Here is a 22,529-nt window from a genome sequence, read left to right as displayed (position 1 = left end):
CACCGCGCGCCAAGACTATTGCATTATCAAGTGAAAATTCTATCAATCGCAACCAAAATTGAACCATGCCGTAGTGGCGGCGGTCTTTTAAGCATGCGCAAGACCACTCTGCTGGCCGCCGCTGCCTTATTGGGCAGCCCCGGCCTCACCCTGGCCCAGAACACGCCGGAAGAAAACAACCCCAATTCGGAGGCCCCTTTCGTGCGAAACATTCGCGCCGACCGCCCCGGACAAACCATCACTGCCCAGGTGCTGCAGCCCGGCCGCTTCCAGCTCGAAACCGGGTTTCAGCGCCAGTTCGGCGGGGTGGGGCTGGCCCAAAGCATAAGCGCGGCCACGCTGCGCATCGGTTTCTTCAACAGCATGGAGCTGCGCATCAGCCAGCCTTATCTACACAACGGTCCTTCGCGGATGACCGATGCCGGCCGGGTCGATTCCAGCGGCTGGGCGCCGGTGGTGGTGGGCGCCAAGTTCATGCTCTCGCCCAACTACAACACCCGTACGCAGGTGGCCATTCTGGTCGAGTCGGCGCTGCCGGGCTCGGGGAGCCAGGGGCTGCGCAGCCGCCAGTGGGCCCCCGGCGGCCGCCTGCTGGTGAGCGAGCAGCTCGGCCAGCGGTTTGGACTGGAAGCCAACCTGGGTTTCAGCCAGCGCGGCCTCACCACGCAGGACGTCGGGAAAGGCCAGTTTCTGGGCACCCTGGCTCTGAATGGCCCGCTGAGCGAGAAGGCCGGTTTCTTTGTAGAAGCTTACAGCTCGGGCCGCTCCTCCTTTAGCACCGGCACCACGGCGGGCCTGTACTGGCGCCCCATCCCCGCCATGCGGCTCGACGTAACGGCCGGCCAGGCCGTGAGTGGCCGGGCCGCCGGCACCTCCACCGTGGGGGCCGGGCTGACATTTAACGTGGGCAAGTAGTGCCTATTCCGGCGGCCGAATCCTTTGCACGCAACTACTATTCATGAAAAAGCCTGCGCTACTACGCAGGCTTTTTTGCGTTAACCTGAGTCTCCACTCATTTCTACTGCCATGCGCCCTCACTTTGTCGTTTTTGCTTTGCTGGCAGCCAGTTGCCAAACCCGCCCCACTCAGGAAAAAGCCAACGGGGACCCGACGCCAATACGTCGGGTCCCCGTTGGCTTTTTCCTGAGTGGGGATTATTCCAGCGTCAGCACCAGGTCGTCGGCGGCCACGCGGCTGCCTTCGACGAGGTTCACGTCGGCTACCACCAAATCCTGCGGAGCCGTGATGGTGGTTTCCATCTTCATGGCTTCGATGACGAAGAGCGGGGTGTTCTTGGGTGCGGCCTGGCCGGGTTTCACCAGCACTTTGCTGAGCATGCCTTGCAGCGGGGCACCCATTTGGCGCGGGTTGGCTTTGTCGGCTTTGGCATTGCTGATTTTGGTAACTTCCACCGACTGGTCACGCACTTGCAGGTTGCGGGTCTGGCCGTTGAGGGTGAAGAAGATGGTGCGTTGGCCTTCCTCATTGATGGTGCCCACCGATTCCAGGCGCACAATCACCGACTTGCCTTTCGCAATTTCGATGATGGTTTCCTCGCCGGGTTTCAGGCCGTAGAAAAACGTCGAGGTGGGCACCTTGCTCACGTTGCCGAACTTCAGGCGGAAGGCCCAATATTCCTCAAACACCTTCGGATAGAGCAGCGAGGAGAGCAAATCGGTGAACTTCGCGCCGGGAAATTTCTCCTGGAACGCCGCCCATTCTTTGTCGAAATCGATGGGCGCGAGGTGCTCGTTGGGCCGGTCGGTGAAGGGTGTTTCGTTCTTGAGAATCAGTTTTTGCAGCTCGGCAGGCCAGCCGCCTTCGGGCTGGCCGATGTCGCCGCGAAACAGCTCGCGCACCGACTCGGGGAAGTTCAGGGTTTCGCCCTTCTCCATCACATCGGCGGGCGTGAGGCTGTTGCTCACCATGAAGAGGGCCATGTCGCCCACCACTTTGCTGCTGGGCGTCACTTTCACGATGTCGCCAAACATGCCGTTCACATCCGCAAAGCGCTGCTTCACTTCCTCAAATTTATCGAGCAGGCCCAAGGAGGCCGCCTGCGGGCGCAGGTTGGAATACTGCCCGCCCGGAATTTCGTGCTGGAACACCTCCGAAGTGCCCGCTTTCAGGCCCGATTCAAACGGGTAGTACATCTCGCGTACAGCTTCCCAATAGTTACTAAACTCGTTGAGTGAATGCTGGTTGAACTCGCGGTGGCGCGGCGTGTGGCGCAGCATTTCCACCACCGAGTTGAAGTTGGGCTGCGAAGTAAGACCGGAGAGCGAGCCCAGCGCCACGTCGATGACGTTGACGCCGGCTTCCACGGCCTTGGCGTAGGTGGCGGCTTGCAGCGAGGACGTGTCGTGGGTGTGCAGGTGGATGGGCAGCTTCACCGTGTCGCGCAGGCCGGCAATGAGCTCGGTGGCGGCGTAGGGCTTCAGCAGGCCGGCCATGTCCTTGATGCAGAGGATGTGGGCCCCGGCATCTTCCAGCTGTTTGGCCAGCTTGAGGTAATAGTCGAGGCTGTATTTGGTGCGGTTCGGGTCCATGATGTCCCCGGTGTAGCAGATGCTGGCCTCGGCCAGGCGGTCGGTTTTGTTCCGCACGAAGCCGATGCAGGCTTCCATGCCCTTCATCCAGTTCAGGGAGTCGAAAATGCGGAACACGTCGATGCCGGTTTCGGCCGCCTGCATCACAAACCGCTCCGTCAGGTTATCTGGATAAGCCTTGTAACCCACACCGTTGGCCCCGCGAATGAGCATTTGCAGCAGGATATTCGGGATGGCGGCGCGCAGGCGGGCCAGGCGCTCCCAGGGGTCTTCGTGCAGGAAACGCAGGGCCACGTCGAACGTAGCGCCGCCCCACACTTCCAGGCTGAAGGTTTGGGGGTGCTGCTGGGCGTAGGCGCCCGCCACTTTCACCATGTCCCAGGTGCGCATGCGGGTGGCCAGCAGGCTTTGGTGCGCGTCGCGCAGAGTGGTGTCGGTGTAGTGAATCAGGGGTTCGTCGCGCAGCCATTTCGCAAAGGCTTCGGGGCCCAGCTCGTCGAGCTTCTGCTTGGTGCCGGGCGCGGGGGCCGCGTAATCGAAGGCCGGAAGGTGCGGCTGGCGCGGGTTGGCGCGCGGGTCGAGCAGGTTCCGCACGTCGGGATTGCCGTTCACCACCGTCTCGCCGATGAAGCCGAGCAGGCGCGTGGCCCGGTCCTGCCGGGTTTCAAAGTTGAACAGTTCGGGGTGGTCCTTGATGAAATCGACGGTGGCGTTGCCAGCCTGGAATTCCTCGTTGCCGACGATATTTTTCAGAAACGGAATGTTGGTTTTCACGCCGCGCACCCGGAATTCGTCCAGCGCCCGCAGCATTTTCTGGGCCGCGCCGTGCAGCGTGGGCGCGTGGGCCGAGATTTTGACCAGCATCGAGTCGAAAAACGGTGACACCACCACGCCCTGGTACACGGAGCCCTCGTCGAGCCGGATGCCGAAGCCGCCGGCCGTGCGGTAGGCCACGATGGTGCCGTAGTCGGGCTTGAAGTCGTTTTCGGGGTTTTCGGTGGTCACGCGGCACTGCACCGCGAAGCCGGCGCGCAGCGGCACCACATCGGGCCCGAGGCCGATTTCGGGGTCGGCGAGGTTGTAGCCGGCGGCGATGTAAATCTGGGTTTTAATCAAATCGACGCCCGTAATCATCTCGGTCACGGTGTGCTCGACCTGAATGCGCGGGTTCACTTCGATGAAGTAAATCCGGTCGAACTCGGGGTTCACCAGAAATTCCACAGTGCCCACGTTGTCGTAGCCCACCGCCCGGCCAATGCGCAGGGCGTACTCATATAAGAGGTGGCGCTGGTGGTCGGCCAGGTTCATGGCCGGGGCCACTTCCACCACTTTCTGGAAACGGCGCTGCACCGAGCAGTCGCGCTCATACAGGTGCACGAGGTTGCCGTGGTGGTCGCCCACCAGCTGCACTTCGATGTGCTTGGGGCGCTCCACGAATTTCTCCAGGAACACCGTATCGTCGCCGAAGGCATTCAGGGCTTCGTTGCGGGCCTCGAAGAAGCCTTTTTCCAGCTCCTCGTCGTTGCGGATGATGCGCATGCCGCGCCCGCCGCCGCCGCTGGCCGCCTTCAGCATCACGGGGTAGCCGATGCGGTTGGCCTCGGTTTTGGCAGTTTCGAAGTCGACCAGTTCGGCCTCGCTGCTTTCAATTTGGGGCACCTGGCACTGCATGGCCACTTCTTTGGCGCGCACCTTGTCGCCGAGGGCTTCCATTACCTCGGGGCGCGGACCAACGAAAATGATGCCTTCCTCGGCGCAGCGGCGCGAGAGGGTGGCATTTTCGGAGAGGAAGCCGTAGCCGGGGTGAATGGCATTGGCCCCGTTTTCCTTGGCGATGCGGATGACGCCTTCGATGTCCAGATAGGGCTTCAGCGGCTCGTCGTCGCGGCCGATTTGATAGGCTTCGTCGGCCTTGTAGCGGTGCTGCGAGTACCGGTCCTCGAAGGTGTACACGGCCACCGTGGGGATATTGAGCTCGTTGGCGGCGCGCATCACGCGAATCGCGATTTCGCCACGGTTGGCGACCAGGAGTTTCGTTATGTTCATAGAAGCATTGAGTAATAGGCGCGCTTACGGCGAAACTACGCGAAAGGCTGCTACAAACCACTTCTCGGCCGGCTTTTGTTTGGGTTGATTCCTGCGCCTACGGTTCCGCTTCCCGCATTCTGCCGGCCTTTCGGGCCGGTTCCGGCCCCAAACCTTCCAGGAGTCCTCGGGTTAGCAAGGCACTGCCACCGTTTTGCTTTTCCTGCATGGATTTTACTGACAAAAACATTCTACTCATCGGCGCTTCGTCGGGCATCGGCCTGGCCACGGCGCAGCTGCTGAGCAAGCTGCACGTGAACCTGTTCACGGCTTCGCGGCACCTTTCGCCCGAGTTGGAAGCCCTGGGCACCACCCACTTTGCCTACGATGCCACCCAGCCCGTGGGCACCGCGTTCGACGCCCTGCCCGAGGTGCTGCACGGCGTGGCCTACTTCCCCGGCAGCATCAAGCTGCGCCCGTTCGAGCGCATCCCAACGGAGGATTTCCAAGCCGACTTCGACCTCAACGTGCTGGGCGCGGTGCGGGTGCTGCAAGCCACCATCAAGCGCCTGAAAAAGGCCGAAGGGGGGGCGTCCGTGGTCTTATTCAGCACCGTGGCGGCCGATACGGGCATGAGTTTCCACACCAGCATTGCCACCGCGAAGGCCGCCGTGGAAGGCCTCACGCGCGCCCTGGCCGCCGAGTACGCCGCCAGCGGCGTGCGCGTGAACTGCATCGCCCCCTCGCTCACCAACACGCCCCTGGCCGCTGCCCTGCTCAACTCGCCCGAAAAGGCCGAGGCTGGCGCCAGGCGCCACCCCTTGCAGCGCATCGGCCAGCCCGAGGATTTGGCCTATACGGCCTCGTTCCTACTCTCCGACCACAGCTCGTTCGTAACCGGTCAGGTGCTGGCCGTTGACGGCGGCATGGGCAAATTGAAATAGGGTTTATAGTTGTCAGTTGTTCGTTGTCAGCTTCTACCGACAGCGCTTTCTGAACCCTGACAGCGAATAACTGACAACAAACAACGTAAAATGAAAATCTGCATCTTCTGGCACCGGCGCGACCTGCGCATTCACGACAATGCCGGGCTGGCGGCGGCGCTGGCCAGTGGGCTGCCGGTGGTGCCGCTGTTCATCTACGATAAGGAAATTCTCGCCCACCTGCCTGAGAAGGCCGATGCCCGGCTCACCTTCATTTTCGACGAAGTGGAGCAGTTGGCGCAGGAAACCGAAGCGGCGGGCGGCACCTTTCTGGCCCGCTACGGCCAGCCACTGCAGGTGCTGGAACAGCTGGTGAAAGACTTTGACGTAGCCACCGTGCACACCAACGAGGACTACGAGCCCTACGCCACGGAGCGCGATACGGCCGTAGCCAAAATGCTGCAAGAGCACAGCGTGGGCTTCTTTCTTTATAAGGACCAGGTCGTCTTCGCTAAGGATGAAATTCTGACGAAATCGGGCACGGTGCCGAAGGTGTTCGGGGCTTACCACAAGGCCTTTATTGCCCGGCTGACGGATGAAATGCTGCTGCCCTACGGCTCAAAAGGCGATTTTAAAAAGGAAAACCTGCACCACGTTTCCAGGGAGCAAGCCGGCCCACGCCCCACGCTGCAAAGCATGGGTTTTGAGCGCAAAGCGCAATATTATCCCCCCGCGAAGCTGCCGGCCGAGCGCATTGTGCGCGGCTACCACCTCACGCGCAACACCCCCGCCAACGAACACGGCACCACGCGCGAGTCGCTGAACCTGCGCTTCGGCACCCTCAGCGCGCGCCAGGTGATGCAGCAGGCCAAAGCCCTGAACCCAAAGCTGCTGGCGGAAATTATCTGGCGGGATTTCTTCATGATGCTGCTCTGGCACTTCCCCAAAACGGCCACCGAGAGCTACGACCCCAAAATGCGGCACGTCCCCTACCGCAACAACGAGGACGAGTTCCGGGCCTGGTGCGAGGGCCGCACCGGCTACCCGCTGGTGGACGCCGGCATGCGCGAGCTCAACGCAACCGGCTACCTGCCCAACCGCGTGCGCATGACCGTGGCCGGCTTCCTGGTGAAGCACCTGTTCATCGACTGGCGCTGGGGCGAGCGGTATTTTGCCGACAAGCTGCTGGACTACGAAATGGCCAACAACGTAGGCAACTGGCAGTGGATGGCCGGCACCGGCGCCATTTCGGCTCCCTGGTTCCGGGTGTACAGCCCGGAGAGCCAGCTCGCCCAGGTCGACCCCGAGCTGGAATACGTGAAGCGCTGGGTGCCCGAAGTGGGCACCTCGAAATACCCGGCGCCCATTGTAGAGCACAAGTTTGGCCGGGAGCGGGCCGTGGAGGCCATTCGGGCGGCGCGCATTGCGGCGAGCTGAGGCCATAATATCATTCGTTTATAACATCGTTTCAGCCGAACCGTAGCCGGGCCTTAGCGGTTGTTAGGGCATGGAAAAGGACCGCATCAAACAAGCCTATCTCGCTTTTGTGCTCAACGAAGGCCACCCGCCCGCCTCGGTGTTCAAGCTGACCCAGCAGCTGGGCCTGGCCGAGCAGGAATTCTACAAATACTACCCCAACTTCGAGGCCATCGACCGCGAGCTGTGGGCCGATTTCGGCCGGCAGGCCCGCGAAACCGCCGCCGCCGAACCCGTGTGGGAAGGCTACGGCAGCCGCGAAAAGCTGCTGGCGTTCTACTACACGCTGCTCGAAATCCTCAAAAACAACCGCTCCTACGCACTGATGAGCCTGCGCCGCTCGCTGCATCGGGTGCCGGCGCTCTCGCCCCGCGTGCTCGACGATTTCCGGCAGGATTTTGAGGTGTTTGTGGGCGACTTGCTGAGCGAGGGCCGCGTGAGTGGCGAAATTGCCAACCGCCCGCTGGTGCAGGACGGCTACCCGCGCTTCTTCTGGCAGCAGGCGCTGTTCGTGCTCGGCTACTTCGCCAAAGACGACACCATCAACTTCGAGCGCACCGACGCCGCCGTGGAAAAAGCCGTGACGCTGAGCTTCGATTTGGTGGGCCGCAATACAATTGATTCCGCCGTGGATTTCGTGCGGTTTTTGGCAAAGCGCTAATTCATTTAACAACTAACATTCATCATTTAACACTCTGTATTTCGCAGCAATTTTAGCGTGCGCGGCTCCTGAAAAATGGGCCGCAGTTTATTCTCCCAGAACCTGTTAAATGTTAATTGATACATGTTAAATGACATCCCCACCACCAAGGTGGCCCGCGCCGCCCGCTTTGCCAAAACCGGCTTTAATGTGGGCACAAACTATATTAAGCACTACGCCAAAAAAGCCGTTGGCGCCGAGTCGACCACCGCCGACCTGCACGCCGCCAACGCCGCCGAGCTCTACGGCACGCTGAGCGAGATGAAGGGCTCCGTACTGAAAGTGGCTCAGATGCTGGCCATGGAAAAAAATATGCTGCCCACGGCCTACGCCGACCAGTTTGCCAAAGCCCAGTATTCGACGCCGCCGCTCTCCGGCCCGCTGGTAGTGAAGGCGTTCCGGGACGCTTTTGGCAAGTCACCGTATCAGTTGTTTGATGAGTTTGAGCCCGAGGCCCGGCAGGCGGCCAGCATCGGGCAGGTGCATTTTGCCCGCAAAGACGGCAAAGAGCTGGCTGTGAAAGTGCAGTACCCCGGCGTGGCCGACAGCATTAAGTCGGATATCCGCCTGGTGAAACCCATTGCCCTGCGGGTGATGGGCCTGAGCGAAGCCCAGGTGCGGCCTTACCTGGAGGAAGTAGAAACCCGGCTGCTGGAAGAAACCGACTACGCCCTGGAGCTACGCCGGGGCCAGGAAATCGCGGCGCGCTGCCAGGGGCTGGGCAACCTGGAATTCCCGGCTTACTACCCCGAGTATTCGACGGCCCGCATCCTGACGATGGACTGGCTCACGGGCCGGCACCTGAAGGAATTCCTGGCTACGAACCCCAGCCCGGAGGTGCGCAACCAGCTCGGCCAGGCGCTGTGGGACTTCTATCAGTTTCAATTCAATACCCTGCACCAGCTGCACGCCGACCCGCACCCCGGCAATTTCCTGATGCGCGCCGACAACGGCGGAACCCTCGGCGTTCTCGATTTTGGCTGCGTAAAAGTGGTGCCGCAGGAGGTGTATCAGCTTTTTACCGCCCTGCTGGCCGCCGAAACCATTGCCGATGAAACCCGGCTGGCCGCACTGCTCACCCAGGCCGGCGTGCTGCGCGCTACCGATGCCCCCGCCATGCGGAAGCTGTATCTGCGCACCATGCAAACCTCGTTGGAACTGGTGGGCCGTCCTTTTCATCAAGCCACGTTCGACTTCGGCGACCCCACCTACATGGCCGCCCTGTATGCCTTGGGCGACGACCTGATGGCCGACCCCGAACTGCGCAAACAGCGCGAGCCGCGCGGTTCCGAGCATTTCATTTACCTCAACCGGACGTACGTGGGCCTGTTTGCGCTGCTCACGGAGCTGGGCGCGGTGATTGAAACCCACGTTCCGGCACCGGTAACGGTGTAGCGCTTGCGGCAGGCCGGGGCCGTCGGCATGTAGCGCGAAGCCCAGGCGGCGCTATTTTCGCGGCTATGAACATTCGAACGGAGTTGCTGCGGGAACATTCGGCGCGCCAGACGCGGCGACTGACCGAGTACGCTTGTTCGCATCCTGCTTGCTTCGCTGAATTGCTCCAGGCGTTTTGGTACGGCACCCCGCGCGGGCAGCAGCTGGCTGCCGATGTGCTGGCCATGGCCGGCCCTCAACGCCCGCAATGGCTGGTGCCGCACCTGGCCGGCCTGCTGGCAGCGGCGCAGCCGGGCACCAACCACCACCCGGCCGTGCGCCGCAGCGTGGCCAAAGCCCTGCAATTCATGGCCGTACCGGAAGAATGGCAGGCCCTGGCGTTCGATACGTGCCTGGCAATGCTGGCCGCCCCTGCCGAGCCAGTTGCTATCAAAGTGTATGCGCTGAGCGCCGCCGCCCGGCTGGCTGCGCCCTACCCCGAACTGGCGGGGGAACTGCTGGCGGCGGCCGAGCAGGCGCTGAGCACCACCGCTTCGGCGGCGTTGCGCAGCCGGGCGGCGCGGGAGCTGCCGAAACTTCGCCGCATGTTGCGGGAAGTTTTGCCGGATTAGCTGTTGGATAGGCTCATTCGTTCCAATTCTCTCAACATCCATGAAAAAGCTTTTTACCCTCGGCGCGGCAATGCTGAGCCTGACTTTCTCGGCATCGGCCCAAAAGATGGCCAGCTGCTGTGCCCGGCCCGCCGGCAACCTATCGGCCTCGGCCACGGAGGCCTTCGCCATGCTCGCCACCGATAAGGATTTTTCGGGCGGCCACGAGTCCCCCCTGCCTTACAAATACGAAGGTGAGGGCAGGAACATCGAGTTTAAAACGCCCGACGGCAAGCCCGGCCATGGCTTCGAAATCAAAAGTGCCACGCCCAGCACCAAATACCTGTTCGTGATTCACGAGTGGTGGGGCCTGAACGACTACATAAAGAAGGAAGCCGCCGCATTCGCCCAGGAAATGCCCGGCGTCAACGTCATTGCCGTGGACCTGTACGACGGCAAGGTGGCCACCACCCCCGATGAGGCCGGCAAGTACATGGGCGAGGTGAAAACCGAGCGCGCCGTGGCCATTCTCAAAGGCGTGGAAATGTATGCTGGCCCAAAGGCGCAGTTTGCCAGCATCGGCTGGTGCTTCGGCGGCGGCTGGAGCCTGCAGGAAGCCCTGCTCGGCGGCAAGCAAACGGTGGGCTGCGTGATGTATTACGGCATGCCCGAGAAGGACGTGGCCAAGCTCAAAATGCTGAATTCCGACGTATTGGGCATATTTGCGGCGCAGGACAAGTGGATTAACCCCGAAGTTGTGGGCCAGTTCAAGAAGGACATGGCCACGGCCGGCAAGAGCCTCACCGTGGAAAGCTACGATGCCGACCACGCCTTCGCTAACCCGTCGAACCCCAAATTCAACCAGGAATACGCCGCCAAGGCCCACGGCCAGGCGCTGGCCTACCTGCGCGGCCGGTTCAAGGTAAAGGCTTAGGCCTGACTGCCGGTACGGGTTTTATTTTTGAGAAAAAGCCTTCCCAATCGGGAAGGCTTTTTTTATTCTGCCTTTTGGCGAATTGTTACTGACCGGATGGCCACCTCCGAACCGACTAACATAGAAGCCATTAAATGCATCAAGTAATCAACTATAACTGAGTACATACAAATAGATTTGTAGTTATTTTACTATCGAATTATTAATAAAGAGGCTAGCGGCTATCAGCTAAAATTTATTGGCTCACTACTTAGCTCCACTTTTCAGACGATACTCTTAGAATTGGAGCTACTCCAGGCAAATTATTATTCTAATACAATGAAAGTCAGTATTGTAATGTGGATTTGTGGTTTTGGCACCTCATTGGCCTTCGCCTCGGCCAAACGAGTTGCCACGCCGAAAAGAGCGCAGAAGAAACCGGTCGTTTGCTTAGCAGCCCTGGTCTGCTTCCGGGTTGCTTCTACTCTCTCGCCCGGCTCGCAGCTTCCATTCCACGTCTATGAAAAAAAGTCCTACTTGCTTGCTGAAAGCCATCCTAGCCAGCGCCTTTTGCTTCCTTCTGCCAGCCCCGGCTGCCTTCGCGCAGGTGCTGGCCCCGCACGTGCAGCGCTTCGACCCTTCGGTGACCGACCCTGGCTATGATGCCCGCAAGGCCACTGGAACGCCCCCGGTACCGGTTGTGGCCCCGGTACGGCACGCCCGGCTCACGAATGTGGTGATATCCCTGCCGGCGTGCTATGAGGAAGTTGACACGGTGAGCAGCGGAGGCTACACGGCCCTGCCGCGGGGCGATGACAACTCGATTGGACCGATTTCGCTGGGCTTCAATTTTGCCCTGTTCGGCACGGTTTACAACTCCTGCTACATCAACAACAACGGCAACCTGACGTTTACGGCGCCCATGGTTGCCTATACTTCACAGGGCTTTCCCAATAGCACCCCCATGGTCACGGCCTTCTGGGGCGATGTCGATACCCGCGCCGCAACCAGCGGCCGGGTGTGGTACAAGGTATTCCCCGACCGGCTGGTGGTGTTTTGGAACAACGTGGCCTCCTTTCCTTTTAACCAAAATGCGACGCTTAAGAACACATTCGAGCTGATTATTCGCCGGAATACGGCGGCCCCGACTCCCTCGCCCGACGTCACCTTCGCCTACGGCGACATGCAGTGGACCACAGGCACGGCTTCGGGTGGCAGCCAGGGGTTTGACGGTACGCCCGCCACGGTGGGCGTGAACCAGGGCAACGGCACGGGCAACTTCATTCAGACGGGCCGTTTTAATGCGAACTCAGCGGCGATTCCGCAGCCAACGTACCCCGATGGGGTTTATAGCGGAGTGAACTGGCTGGACGGCCGGTGCGTGGAGTACACCATTGCCCCGGCCGGCAACCTGCCTCCGACGGCCACGGGCTTCCCGACCAATAATACGATTACCCTCAACCAAGGCCAGACGGCGACCATCACCCCGCAGTTTGCTGCGCCCGAATCCGGACAGACCACCGCGGTTGTGTACAACACCAACGCCCTCTGCAACGCCACGGTGGTGATGAACAGCAGCACCAGTCCCACCCCCACGGTCACCGTAACCGGCTCCCCCTGCAACATCGGCACGCACGTCATCAGCTTCCAGGCCACCGACAATGGCACACCAGTGGCCAGCACTTCCTTCGACCTCACGGTTATCGTGAACCCGACCACGCAGTGGACCGGCGCCGTGAGCACGGCCTACGAGCTGCCCGGCAACTGGAACCTCAACGCCGTGCCCACGGGCAGCGATGACGTCCTCATCCCAGCCAGCGCCGTGCGCATGCCCCTGCTCACCACGGCCCAGAGCGTGGCCAGCCTGACAATCGCCACGGGCGATACAATGACGGTGGACACCGGCGGCGAGCTGACCCTGACGGGCGCCCTCACGGCCAACGGCCTCTGCCAGGGCCTGGGCGCGGTGCGCGCCACGGGTGCCAGCCCCCAAACGTTCGGGGGCAGCAGCGGCCTGCACATCGGCGATTTGACCGTGGGCCCGGCCGGCGTAGGCCTGGCCGGCCCGCTGCGCGTGCAGCACACCCTCGTGCTCAAGGGCAACCTGACCACCAACGCCCAGCCTTGCACCCTGCTTTCCGATGCCCAGGGCACGGCCCTGGTGGTGAACAATGTCAGCGCTCAGGTAACGGGTAATGTGCTGGTGCAGCGCTACCTCGACCCCAGCCAGAACCCCGGCCTGGGCTACCGGCACTTCTCTTCGCCGGTGCAAAGCACCACGTTTGATGACCTGACCGTGACCAGGCAGTTTACACCCGTGGCCAACTCCGCTTACAACACGGTGGGCAATACCGCCACGCCGTTTCCCACGGTGTTCGGCTACGACGAAAGCCGCGTCGGCCCCGCCGGTGGGCTTGATTTTGACCGGGGCTGGGCGTCGCCGGCCGCCACTACCGGCACCATGACGCCGGGCACCGGCTACACCGTGAACGTGGCCGCCGGCCTCACGGTAGATTTCCTGGGTGCGCTCAACAACGGCGCGGTTCCTCGCACGGGCCTCACGCGCGGCACCGGGGCCAACGCCGGCTGGCAACTGCTCGGCAACCCGTATCCCGCGCCCCTCGACTGGAACCTGGTGTACCCGCAGGCCTCGGGCCTCGACGACGCCGTTTACGTGTTCAAATCGACGGGCACCTACACGGGTTCTTACGCGGCGTATGTCAATCGCATCGGCACCAGCTCGGCCCGCTATCTGGGCGTGGGCCAGGCCTTTTTCGTGCGCACCAGCACGGCCGGCACGCCCGGCGCGCTCTCCTTCAGCAACGACATGCGCCTGACCAGCTACCAGAACGTGGCCATGCAGCGCAGCAGCCAAACCACCGCCGACCAGCGGCCGCAGCTGCGTCTGGAGTTGGTGGGCAGCAATGCGCAAACCGAGGAAACCTACGTGTACTTCGAAAACGGGGCCACCGCCGCCTTCGACCGTGCCTACGACGCCTACAAAGTGCCGGGCGGCGACCTGCTGTACCTGGCCACGGGCACCGGCAGCCCGGCCTTCAGTATCAATGGCTTGCCGGCGCTCACGCCCGCCGGGGCTGCGGTGCCGCTCCTCACCTACGTGCCGCAGGCCGGCACCTACAGCCTGCGCGTGGGCTCGCTGCTGAACTTCAACCCCGCCACGAGCGTGTGGCTGGAAGACCGCCAGAGCGGCCTCTGGCACGACTTGCGCCTGCAAACCAGCTTCGCCTTCCAGGCCAGCCGCCCCGATGATGCCGCCACCCGCTTCGTGCTGCACTTTGGCCAGGCCCGCTTGTTGGGCACCGCGGCCCAGTTGCCCGCTGAAGCCGTGCAGGTGTACCCCAACCCGGCCAGCGGGCTACTCAACGTGCAGCTCACCGCCCTACCAAAAGATGCCCTCACCGCCCAGCTTGCCCTTTCGAACACCTTGGGCCAGACCGTGCGGCAACAGGAAATCGCTCTGCACAACGGTGCGGCTACTGCCACCTTCAACCTCGTCGACCTGGCACCGGGCGTGTACATTCTGCGGGGCGCCACCGCCACCCACGTCTTCACCCGCAGCGTGGTCGTGAAATAACACTCGTTGGGCCGCAACAGGAAATGGGCGAAAAACAGACAAAAAGGCCGCTGGAAATTCCAGTGGCCTTTTTCGTCTTGAGCCAGCCCCGAACGCATTTTCAGAATTGAAATAGCGGGGTTTCTGAGTAATTTTCAGCCTCTTTCTCCCTAAAATTCCCACGTTATGGCCGCGCTTACTTCCCTCCTCTCCGAATACGGCGAAAGCCACCAGAACCCCACCAACAAGCTGGTGCACTGGGTGTGCGTGCCGCTGATAATGTTCTCGCTGCTGGGCCTGCTGTGGTCGGTGCCCGTGCCAACGGCCATTCAGAATATCAGCCCCTGGCTAAACTGGGGCACTTTGGTGATGCTGCTGGCGCTGGTCTACTACGTGCGGCTGAGCGGCCGGCTGGCGCTGGGTATGGTGCTGGTGTGGGTGGCAATGGCGGCTGCGTTGCGCGTGGTAGCGGGCGTAGCGGTGTTGCCACTGTGGGCCATTTGCCTCATCATTTTCGCACTGGCCTGGGTGGGCCAGTTCTGGGGCCACAAGGTGGAAGGCAAGAAACCCAGCTTCCTGAAAGACCTGCAGTTTCTGCTGATTGGGCCGCTGTGGCTGTTGCACTTTGTGTACCGCCGGCTGGGCTGGGGGTACTGATATACCGCGGACACTACGAGTCCTCGGTACGTTATTTCACGCTGCTGCCGGCCTGTACTGGCTCGTAGGTCATGCCCAGCTGTTTGGTATCGCCGGTGATGGTCAGGTCAAGGTTGGCTTTTTCGGCGCTGGGGTTGAGCAGTACGGCCGTGGAGCCCGCGCCAAACTGCAGCACTCCTTTCTGGCCCGGCGCCAGGGTGGTCTTGCCAAAAATGCCGCCGCCCCGGGGCCGTTCCTTTATCTCGACGGGCACCGGACCCACGTTACGGGCAGCTACTTTAAAGGCCCCGCGCTGGTCGCCACCCAAGATAAATTGCTTGCCAGCTTCAATAAACAGGTTGGAATGGATGGTGCCCGCATAGTTCAGCAGCGGCAGCAGAATGGCCGCGGCCAGGACCGCAAGCAGGTGGCGCCGGGTGGCCGGCAGGTGGAGGAAGCGTGTCATAACGTGCTGGTTGGGGGTTGGTGAAACAATGTCCCAAATGTCCCCCACCCCGGCCCCGCCCGCGCTCCAACTTACGCCTTGGGCCGTCCCGGCTTATGATTTGGGCCGTGTAACCTCGCCCGGTGTGCGCCCCGTCAGCTTCTTGAATACCCGGTTGAAAGTCGATTTGGAATTGAACCCCGACTCCAGCGCAATGCCGACCAGCGAGTAATGCGCCAGGCGCGGGTTTTGCAGCTTGCGCTCGGCTTCGGCCACGCGGTAGCTGTTCACGAAGTCGTTGAAGTTTTGCCCGCAACCGGTGTTGATGACCCGCGAAAGCAGCGAAGTGTTGGTGTGCAGGCGGTGGGCCAGCTCAGCCAGTGTCAGTTCGGGTTCCAGCCACGGCTGCTCATCGGCCATTAGCCGCAGCAGTTTTTCGCGCCACGGGTGCAGTTCGGGGTCAAAGTCGGGCGCCGCGCGCAAGGCAGCTGGTTCGGGGGCGGTAGCTTCGGGAGCCACGCGCCCCGGAGCCGAAGTGGCGAAGGAGAGCGACGCGACAGCCAAGGCCGGTATCGTGCTCACAACGGGAGCCGTGACCGGGACGCTCACCTCGCCAATCATTTCATAATCAAATCGAAGCGAAACCAAGGCCGAGAAATTAGCCTGCAAGCCCACGATGCTAAGGTAGTAAATTAAGGCTCCGTTGATGAAGTAGGCGTACCAGTAGCCGCCGTAGCCAAGGGGGCCCACGGCCCGGTTCACCACTTCAAAGCCCACCCAGAGCAGTAGGCCCAGCAGCGCGGCTACCAACAAGTCGCGCAGCCCCCGAAACCGCAGCCTCGCCGTATCCGAAAAGTTGTCATCGAGGTAACGCCGATAGCGGCGAAAGAGCCGCAACGTAGCCAGGCCGTAGCCCAGCATCAGGGCATAGCCCAGCCATTCGGCGGGTGCGCTCAGCGCATCCAGCGCTTCGGCCGCGGCGCCTTTGGTCCCAAAGTGGTACGGCAGCGGCTGCCCACGCAAGCTGTGGCTCCAGGCCAGGTCGTAGAGGGCCGCCGCCGCAAATAGGCCCGCATACATCAGCCCCGGCAGTAGGTGTAGCCAATGCCGCTGCAGTCGGAATTCCTGGTTGGTCAGGCTCCGGAAATACAGGTAAAAGGCAGGCCCCCAAGCCAGCCAGGGGCTCCACGGCACGTAAAACATGGCCGTAGAATAGCCATTATGGCTGTCGTACCAGCCGGCGTAGCCCAGCATCCACTGCGCCACGGGCAGCACATTCAGGAGGAGCAGCAGGGCCAGCAGGCCATCGGCCAGGGTGCCGTGGCGAGCTGCCCGCGCCAGCAGGTGCAGGGCCAGCACCACCCCCGGCACCACAAATGGCAGCAGCAACGCGCTATGCGCATCGAATTGAAACAGCATGTTGCGAAGCTACGGCGGTGCTACGGATTGGCTACCAGGCCGCACCGCTACGCCCGCACCACCGCCAGCATTCCGGCCAGTTCCTCCACGCAGTCGGTGAGTTGTTCCCACGCGGGCAGCATGAAGTACTGGTTCTGGTAGCGCGTGCCCGTTACCGGCGTGTGCAGCACGGTGGCCAGGTCGAAGGCCGGGCGCGGCGTGTACTCATTCACGCAGTGGTGGATTTCGCCGGCCGACGACAGCAGGCCCGCGCCGTACAGCCGGGGCTGGCCTTCGTGCTGCACCAGCCCAAACTCGGCCGTGAAAAAATACAGGGCCCACAGCTGTTCCCGGGCCGGTGAATTGGCGGGCTGCGCGCGGTATGCCAGCGCCAGCGCATGCAGAAAATCGGCCAGGCCTTCGTCCAGCAGCATGGGCACGTGCCCGAAAAGGTCGTGAAACAAGTCCGGCTCGGGGCTGAAATCGAAGCGGTGCATGGGCCGGATGCGGGTCACAATCGGAAACTTCCGCTCGGCCAGCAGCTCAAAAAAAGCTGCCGGCTCAAACGGCCGCCCCACCGGGGCCAGCTGCCAGCCCGTGTGCTCCCGCACCGTGGCGCTGAGCTGCCCGATGTCGGGGATGGCTTCGCGCCGCAACCCCAGCCGGGCCAGGCCCTGGCTGAACGCCGGCACCGCCCGCCGGTGCAACAGAGCCGTCTGGCGGTCAAAGAGCATTTTCCACACCAGCTGGTCCTGGTTGGCAGCGTTGGCGGTATTCGAAAGGTTGGCTTTGTTAAACATAGCTGCTTGGGCGAAAAAAAAGCCCGATATCCTGGCGGATTCGGGCTTTTGAAAGATTCTAGTGAAGTTCGGGGGTCATGCCTCGTTCTCCGGTAGCGCCAATCGCAGCCCGTTCTCGCCCTGTTTGGGGCAAGCGACTAGCATAATACGATTGACAAATTGGTGGCGCATGACTGTTACGAATTTAGGAATTGATTCCGGAAATTCAAGCATTTCGTCACATTAATTTTTCGTTATTCCAGCTCGCTCCGAAGCTGGTACACGCGCCGCAGATTCCGAATGAGGCGAGCAGATTCTTCAAAATCAAGGGTTTGCTGGCCATCGGAGGCGGCCGTTTCGGGGGTTTCGTGGGTTTCGTACACAATGCCGTCGGCGCCGGCCAGCACGGCGGCCAGCGCCATGGCCGGCACGTATTCCCGAATGCCGATGCCGTGCGATGGGTCGACAATTACCGGCAAGTGGCTTTTGGCTTTCAGGATGGGTACTGCGTTCAAGTCCAAGGTATTGCGGCTGGCCGTTTCGAACGTGCGAATGCCGCGCTCGCAGAGAATGAGCTTCTCATTGCCCCCCGAAAACACGTACTCGGCCGAAGAAAGCAGCTCTTCAATGGTGCCCGAAATGCCGCGCTTGAGCAGCACCGGCTTGTCGACGCCGCCCAGGGCATCGAGCAGGTTGAAGTTTTGCGTATTGCGCGCCCCCACCTGGAACACGTCCACGAAATCGTGCATTTCTTCCACCTGCGACACCTGCATCACCTCGGTCACAATCTTCAGGCCGCGCGCCCGGGCCATGCGGTGAAAATCGCGCAAGCCCTCCAGCCCCAGCCCGCGAAAAGCGTAGGGCGACGAGCGGGGCTTGAACACGCCGCCGCGCATCAGGCGCACGCCGTTGGCCACGAGGTGGTCCATTACCTTCTCCATCTGGGCCTCGCTCTCGATGCTGCACGGGCCGGCGCACAGCGCCAGCGTGCCCTCGCCAATCGTAACCCCGTCGCCGAGGTCGAGCACGGTGGGCTTCACGCGCCACTTGCGGCTCACCAGCTTGTAATCGTCGGACACGCGGTGCACGTCGCGCACCCCCGGCAGCTGGCCGATGGTGCGAATATCAAAATCCTTCTTCCCAATGGCCACCAGGTAGTGCGCGTGCTGGGTCGTGACTTCGGTGGTTTTGTAGCCCTGCTGCTTGAGGTGCTCGGTAATGGTGGGCACGGAAGCCGATTTTTCGAGTTGAATTATCACGGAATTGTCGTTCGGGGAAATCCGCCCGTAATGCTGAGCTTGTCGAAGCATCTCGACCGCTTCGTTGCAATGCTATTGATTAGTTGCTCAGCCGAGTTGCTTCGGCTGCGCTCAGCATGACGTTCAGGAAATTTGAAAAATAATTATGCCTGTTTGATGCCGCGCACAAACCGGGCGGCGGCGGCAGGCGCATCGTCCACATCTTTCAGGGCTTGTATTAAGGCAGAGCCAATGATGGCCCCCTCGGCGTGCTGGCAGGCCTGGTCGAAGCCCGATTTGTTGGCGATGCCGAACCCGATGAGGCGCGGATTGCGCAGCTTCATGCCCGCGATGCGTTCGAAGTATTCCTGCTGAGCCGGCACATCGGTGGGCGTGGTGCCGCCCGTGGTGCCAGGGCCGGACACGAGGTAAAGAAAGGCTTCCGACAAGTCATCGAGCCGACGGATTCGCTCCGCTGAAGTTTGCGGGGTGATAAGAAAAACGGCCTTCAACCCGTGTTTCTGGAAGATTGGTTGGTAGGTTTCTTCGTACTCATCCAGTGGCAAATCGGGCAAAATGAGGCCATCGACGCCCACGGCGGCGGCCTGCCGGCAGAACTCCTCCACCCCAAACTGCATCACCGGGTTGAGGTAGCCCATGAGCAGCACCGGCGCATCGGGCACGGCCGCGCGCAGGCCTTGCAGCTGGGCAAAGAGCACGGGCAGGTTCATGCCATTGGCCAGGGCCACCGTGCTGCTCCCCTGAATGACCGGGCCGTCGGCCAGTGGGTCAGAAAACGGCATGCCGATTTCGAGAATGTCGGCCCCGGCTCCGACCAGCGCTTCGGCCAGCGGCAGGGTGTCGTGCAGCGACGGATAACCGGCCGTGAAGTACGTATTGAGCAGGTTGTGCTTGCTCGCGAAGGCGTGTTTGATGCGGTCCATAATAGCGGTGTTTCGTAACCCGTAGGGCTACACCAGTTTGTCCATGTTTTTGAGGTAGGTATCCAGGTCCTTGTCGCCGCGGCCGGAAAGGTTGACTACCACTACATCGTCGGGGCCGGCCCCGAGCTGGCCGAGGGCCGCCAGGGCGTGCGCCGTTTCCAGCGCTGGAATAATGCCTTCGAGGCGGCTCAATTCGCTCACCGCAGCCAGGGCCTCGTCGTCGGTGATGGACAGGAATTCGGACCGGCCCACCGCGCCTAAATATGCGTGCAGCGGCCCAATGCCGGGGTAGTCCAGCCCGGCGCTCAGCGAGTAGGGCTCCGTAATCTGGCCGTGTTCGTCCTGCATCAGCAGCGTGCGGCTGCCGTGGATGATGCCCGGCGTACCCAGGACCGACGTAGCCGCCGAGTGCCCCGAATGAATGCCGTGCCCGGCCGCTTCCACCGCAATCAGGCGCACCGAAGGCTCGTCGAGGAAGTGGTAGAACGCACCGGCCGCGTTGGAGCCGCCGCCCACGCAGGCCACCACGAAATCGGGCAGCTCGGAACCGGTTTTTTCCAGCAATTGCTTGCGCATCTCCTCGCTGATAACGGCTTGCAGGCGGGCCACCAAATCCGGATACGGGTGCGGGCCCACCACCGAGCCGATGATGTAGTGCGTGTCGACGGGGTTGGCAATCCAGTCGCGGATGGCCTCGTTGGTGGCGTCTTTCAGGGTTTGGCTGCCGCTGGTCACGCGGCGCACTTCGGCTCCGAGCAGGCGCATCCGGGCCACGTTGGGCGCCTGGCGCTCGATGTCCGTTGCGCCCATGTACACCACGCAGGGCAGGCCCATCAGGGCGCACACGGTGGCCGTGGCCACGCCGTGCTGCCCGGCCCCGGTTTCGGCGATGATGCGCGTTTTGCCCAGCCGCTGGGCCAGCAGAATCTGCCCCACCGTGTTGTTGATTTTGTGCGCGCCGGTGTGGCAGAGGTCCTCACGCTTGAGAAAAATTCGCGTGCCGTATTTTTCGGAAAGCCGCGTGGCCTCGAACAGCGGCGTGGGCCGGCCCACGTAATCGCGCAGCAGCTGTTGCAGCTCGATTTGAAAATCGGGGTCAGCCATGATTTCCAGGTAGCGCGTGCGCAGCTCTTCCACGTTGGGGTAGAGCATTTCGGGGATGAAAGCGCCGCCGAATTCGCCGTAGTAGCCGCGGGCCGTGGGCTGTTGATAGGAAGGAGTCATTGGGTTATATTAAGTTATTTCCAGACGGTCATGCTTCATTTCTCGTTCGTCAAACGCAAAGCCGCCAGCATCTCTCCTACCCGGCCGGCATCTTTCACGCCCGGCTCGGTTTCGAAGCCGCTGTTTAAATCGACGCCAACCAGGCCCGGCAGGCGTAGCGCCGCCAGCTCGGCGGCGTGCTCCAGGGCCAGCCCGCCCGCCAGAAAATACGGCACCGGCAGGTTGTAGTCCGTCAGCAAATTCCAGTTGAAAATGGCCCCGTTGCCACCGGGCGCAGCTCCTTTGGTATCAAAGAGGAAGAAGTCGCAATACGGCACGTAGGGCAGCAGGGCGGCAAAATCAACCGCCTCCCCCACTGCAAACGCCTTCATCACCAGCAGGCCCGCGTCATTCAGCTCCTCGCACTGCACCGGCGTTTCGTGGCCGTGCAGCTGCACCGCCGCCAGCCCAAACCGGTGGGCCGTGGCGAGGATGTTCTCAGTGGTTTCGTTCACAAACACCCCCACTTTCCAGATGGCCGGCGGCAGGGCCCGCACCACTTCGGGGGCCAGCGCATCGCCCACGAAGCGGGGCGACCTGGGCGCAAAAATGAAGCCCAGGAAATCTGGTCCGAGCGCGGCTACGGCGGCCAAAGCAGCCGCATCACGCATGCCGCATACCTTCACCAGCAGCCGCGAAGGCGCAGCCGGGCCGGCAGGTTGCGGCCCCTTCGCGCCGGGCACGCCGGCGGCTTGAGCTAAAGCAGGCAGGTTAGGGCGGGGTGTTTTCATGGCTCAATAATGGCGTAGTTACTTCGTTACGAGACGGTTTCGGCTTTGGGCAGGGCCGCGATTTCCTGCACCAATGCGGCGCAGGCGCGTTCGGGCCGGGCGTGCCGCATGAAGGCCTCGCCGAGCAGGAAGCCCCGGTAGCCGGCCTCGCGCAGCTGCCCAATGGCTTGGGCGGTGGAAATGCCGCTTTCTGAAACCTTCACAAATTCCCCGGGAATGGCTTCGGCGAGGGCCATTGACGTGTCGAGGCTCAGGCTGAAATCGTGCAGGTTGCGGTTGTTGACGCCGATTAGGTTCACAGCCTCCGCATTGGCGGAGCGGGCCAGCTCTTCGCCGTCGTGCACTTCAAGCAGCACCTCCAGACCCAGCGAGCGGGCCAATCGACCCAACACGTCGATTTCGGCGGGCGTGAGCACGGCGGCAATCAGCAGCACGGCATCGGCGCCGATGCTCTTGGCTTCGAGAATCTGGTACTCATCCACCACAAAATCCTTTCGCAGAATGGGGCAGAAATTGAAGCGGCGGGCCGTGGTCAGGTCCTCGTTTTTACCGCCGAAAAACTCGGCATCAGTGAGGATGGACAGGGCCGCCGCGCCGGCCTGCATGTAGCCCAGCGTGGTGCGTTCCACCGGCGCATACTGGTTAATCCAGCCCTTGGATGGCGACTTGCGCTTGAACTCGGCGATGAGGCCGCTGCCGCCTTCGCGTAGCAAATATTTCCGCAGCGAAAGGGGCTGGGAGTTGAAATACAGGCTGGTTTCGAGCAGCTTGACGGGCACCAGCTCGCGGCGCTGGGCAACTTCCTGGCGCTTGTGCGCCACGATGGTATCGAGAATGGTGGACATTTTACAGTGAACAGTTAGCAGTGAGCAGTGAGCAGTTATCGGTGAGCAGTGAAAAATTGGGATGAAGAAATACCCGGTGACAATTCCTAACCGTTCCCTGATAAC

18 protein-coding genes are annotated in these 22,529 nt (G+C 61.9%); 9 read left to right on the top strand and 9 right to left on the bottom strand.

The genetic code is table 11. The annotated features are described in order from the left end of the window. The first annotated feature begins 93 nt into the window (after positions 1-93). Positions 94-915 (top strand): transporter, encoded by an 822-nt coding sequence (locus J4G38_RS11355; protein WP_210519373.1) that lies wholly within the window; start codon positions 94-96, stop codon positions 913-915. A gap of 239 nt (positions 916-1,154) precedes the next feature. On the opposite strand, the gene J4G38_RS11350 is transcribed toward J4G38_RS11355, so the two are convergent. Continuing rightward, positions 1,155-4,595 carry a pyruvate carboxylase gene (locus J4G38_RS11350; protein ID WP_210519371.1) on the bottom strand — a complete coding sequence of 1,147 codons (3,441 nt, stop codon included), beginning with the start codon at positions 4,593-4,595 and terminating at the stop codon, positions 1,155-1,157. Positions 4,596-4,801: 206 nt separating this feature from the next. Between J4G38_RS11350 and J4G38_RS11345 the strand changes: the two genes are divergently transcribed. From J4G38_RS11345 to J4G38_RS11310, 8 genes are all read left to right on the top strand, one after another. Next, the gene (locus J4G38_RS11345; protein WP_210519369.1) at positions 4,802-5,518 is read left to right on the top strand and encodes an SDR family NAD(P)-dependent oxidoreductase; all 717 of its coding nucleotides are present in this window, start codon (positions 4,802-4,804) and stop codon (positions 5,516-5,518) included. 90 nt (positions 5,519-5,608) lie between these two features. Next, positions 5,609-6,934 (top strand): cryptochrome/photolyase family protein, encoded by a 1,326-nt coding sequence (locus J4G38_RS11340; RefSeq protein WP_210519367.1) that lies wholly within the window; start codon positions 5,609-5,611, stop codon positions 6,932-6,934. Between the two features lie 70 nt (positions 6,935-7,004). Further along, on the top strand, positions 7,005-7,634 hold the full coding sequence (locus tag J4G38_RS11335; RefSeq protein WP_210519365.1) for a TetR/AcrR family transcriptional regulator: 630 nt from the start codon (positions 7,005-7,007) through the stop codon (positions 7,632-7,634). A gap of 123 nt (positions 7,635-7,757) precedes the next feature. Next, a complete protein-coding gene (locus tag J4G38_RS11330) occupies positions 7,758-9,068 on the top strand; it encodes an ABC1 kinase family protein (protein ID WP_210519364.1) in 1,311 nt (436 codons plus the stop codon). A gap of 65 nt (positions 9,069-9,133) precedes the next feature. After that, positions 9,134-9,679, top strand: coding sequence for a hypothetical protein (locus J4G38_RS11325; RefSeq protein WP_210519362.1), 546 nt, complete (start codon positions 9,134-9,136; stop codon positions 9,677-9,679). A gap of 40 nt (positions 9,680-9,719) precedes the next feature. Then, on the top strand, positions 9,720-10,592 hold the full coding sequence (locus J4G38_RS11320) for a dienelactone hydrolase family protein (RefSeq protein ID WP_210519360.1): 873 nt from the start codon (positions 9,720-9,722) through the stop codon (positions 10,590-10,592). 499 nt (positions 10,593-11,091) lie between these two features. After that, positions 11,092-14,166, top strand: a complete 3,075-nt coding sequence (locus tag J4G38_RS11315; protein WP_210519359.1) for a nidogen-like domain-containing protein — start codon at positions 11,092-11,094, stop codon at positions 14,164-14,166. A 165-nt stretch (positions 14,167-14,331) separates the two neighbouring features. Continuing rightward, positions 14,332-14,802, top strand: coding sequence for an Mpo1 family 2-hydroxy fatty acid dioxygenase (locus J4G38_RS11310; RefSeq protein WP_210519357.1), 471 nt, complete (start codon positions 14,332-14,334; stop codon positions 14,800-14,802). Between the two features lie 31 nt (positions 14,803-14,833). On the opposite strand, the gene J4G38_RS11305 is transcribed toward J4G38_RS11310, so the two are convergent. The 8 genes from J4G38_RS11305 to trpC all read right to left on the bottom strand — a co-directional run bounded on the left by J4G38_RS11305 (position 14,834) and on the right by trpC (position 22,424). Then, positions 14,834-15,247 carry a hypothetical protein gene (locus J4G38_RS11305; RefSeq protein WP_210519355.1) on the bottom strand — a complete coding sequence of 138 codons (414 nt, stop codon included), beginning with the start codon at positions 15,245-15,247 and terminating at the stop codon, positions 14,834-14,836. 93 nt (positions 15,248-15,340) lie between these two features. Then, on the bottom strand, positions 15,341-16,645 hold the full coding sequence (locus J4G38_RS11300) for a helix-turn-helix domain-containing protein (protein WP_210519352.1): 1,305 nt from the start codon (positions 16,643-16,645) through the stop codon (positions 15,341-15,343). Positions 16,646-16,692: 47 nt separating this feature from the next. Further along, positions 16,693-17,424 (bottom strand): phenylalanine-4-hydroxylase, encoded by a 732-nt coding sequence (locus J4G38_RS11295; protein WP_210519350.1) that lies wholly within the window; start codon positions 17,422-17,424, stop codon positions 16,693-16,695. A 233-nt stretch (positions 17,425-17,657) separates the two neighbouring features. Continuing rightward, positions 17,658-18,662, bottom strand: coding sequence for a 3-deoxy-7-phosphoheptulonate synthase (gene aroF / locus J4G38_RS11290; protein WP_226163359.1), 1,005 nt, complete (start codon positions 18,660-18,662; stop codon positions 17,658-17,660). Positions 18,663-18,805: 143 nt separating this feature from the next. Then, the gene (gene trpA, locus J4G38_RS11285) at positions 18,806-19,585 is read right to left on the bottom strand and encodes a tryptophan synthase subunit alpha (RefSeq protein WP_210519346.1); all 780 of its coding nucleotides are present in this window, start codon (positions 19,583-19,585) and stop codon (positions 18,806-18,808) included. 27 nt (positions 19,586-19,612) lie between these two features. Further along, positions 19,613-20,809 carry a tryptophan synthase subunit beta gene (gene trpB, locus J4G38_RS11280; protein WP_210519344.1) on the bottom strand — a complete coding sequence of 399 codons (1,197 nt, stop codon included), beginning with the start codon at positions 20,807-20,809 and terminating at the stop codon, positions 19,613-19,615. Between the two features lie 35 nt (positions 20,810-20,844). After that, the gene (locus J4G38_RS11275) at positions 20,845-21,579 is read right to left on the bottom strand and encodes a phosphoribosylanthranilate isomerase (protein WP_226163358.1); all 735 of its coding nucleotides are present in this window, start codon (positions 21,577-21,579) and stop codon (positions 20,845-20,847) included. Positions 21,580-21,605: 26 nt separating this feature from the next. Then, positions 21,606-22,424, bottom strand: a complete 819-nt coding sequence (trpC, locus tag J4G38_RS11270; RefSeq protein ID WP_210519342.1) for an indole-3-glycerol phosphate synthase TrpC — start codon at positions 22,422-22,424, stop codon at positions 21,606-21,608. Positions 22,425-22,529 lie beyond the last annotated feature (105 nt).

It is taken from the genome of Hymenobacter terricola, assembly GCF_017921975.2.
In the GTDB taxonomy this organism is placed as follows: domain Bacteria; phylum Bacteroidota; class Bacteroidia; order Cytophagales; family Hymenobacteraceae; genus Hymenobacter; species Hymenobacter terricola.
Note: the sequence above shows the minus strand (reverse complement) of the source record. Positions and strands in the feature narration are given on the sequence as shown.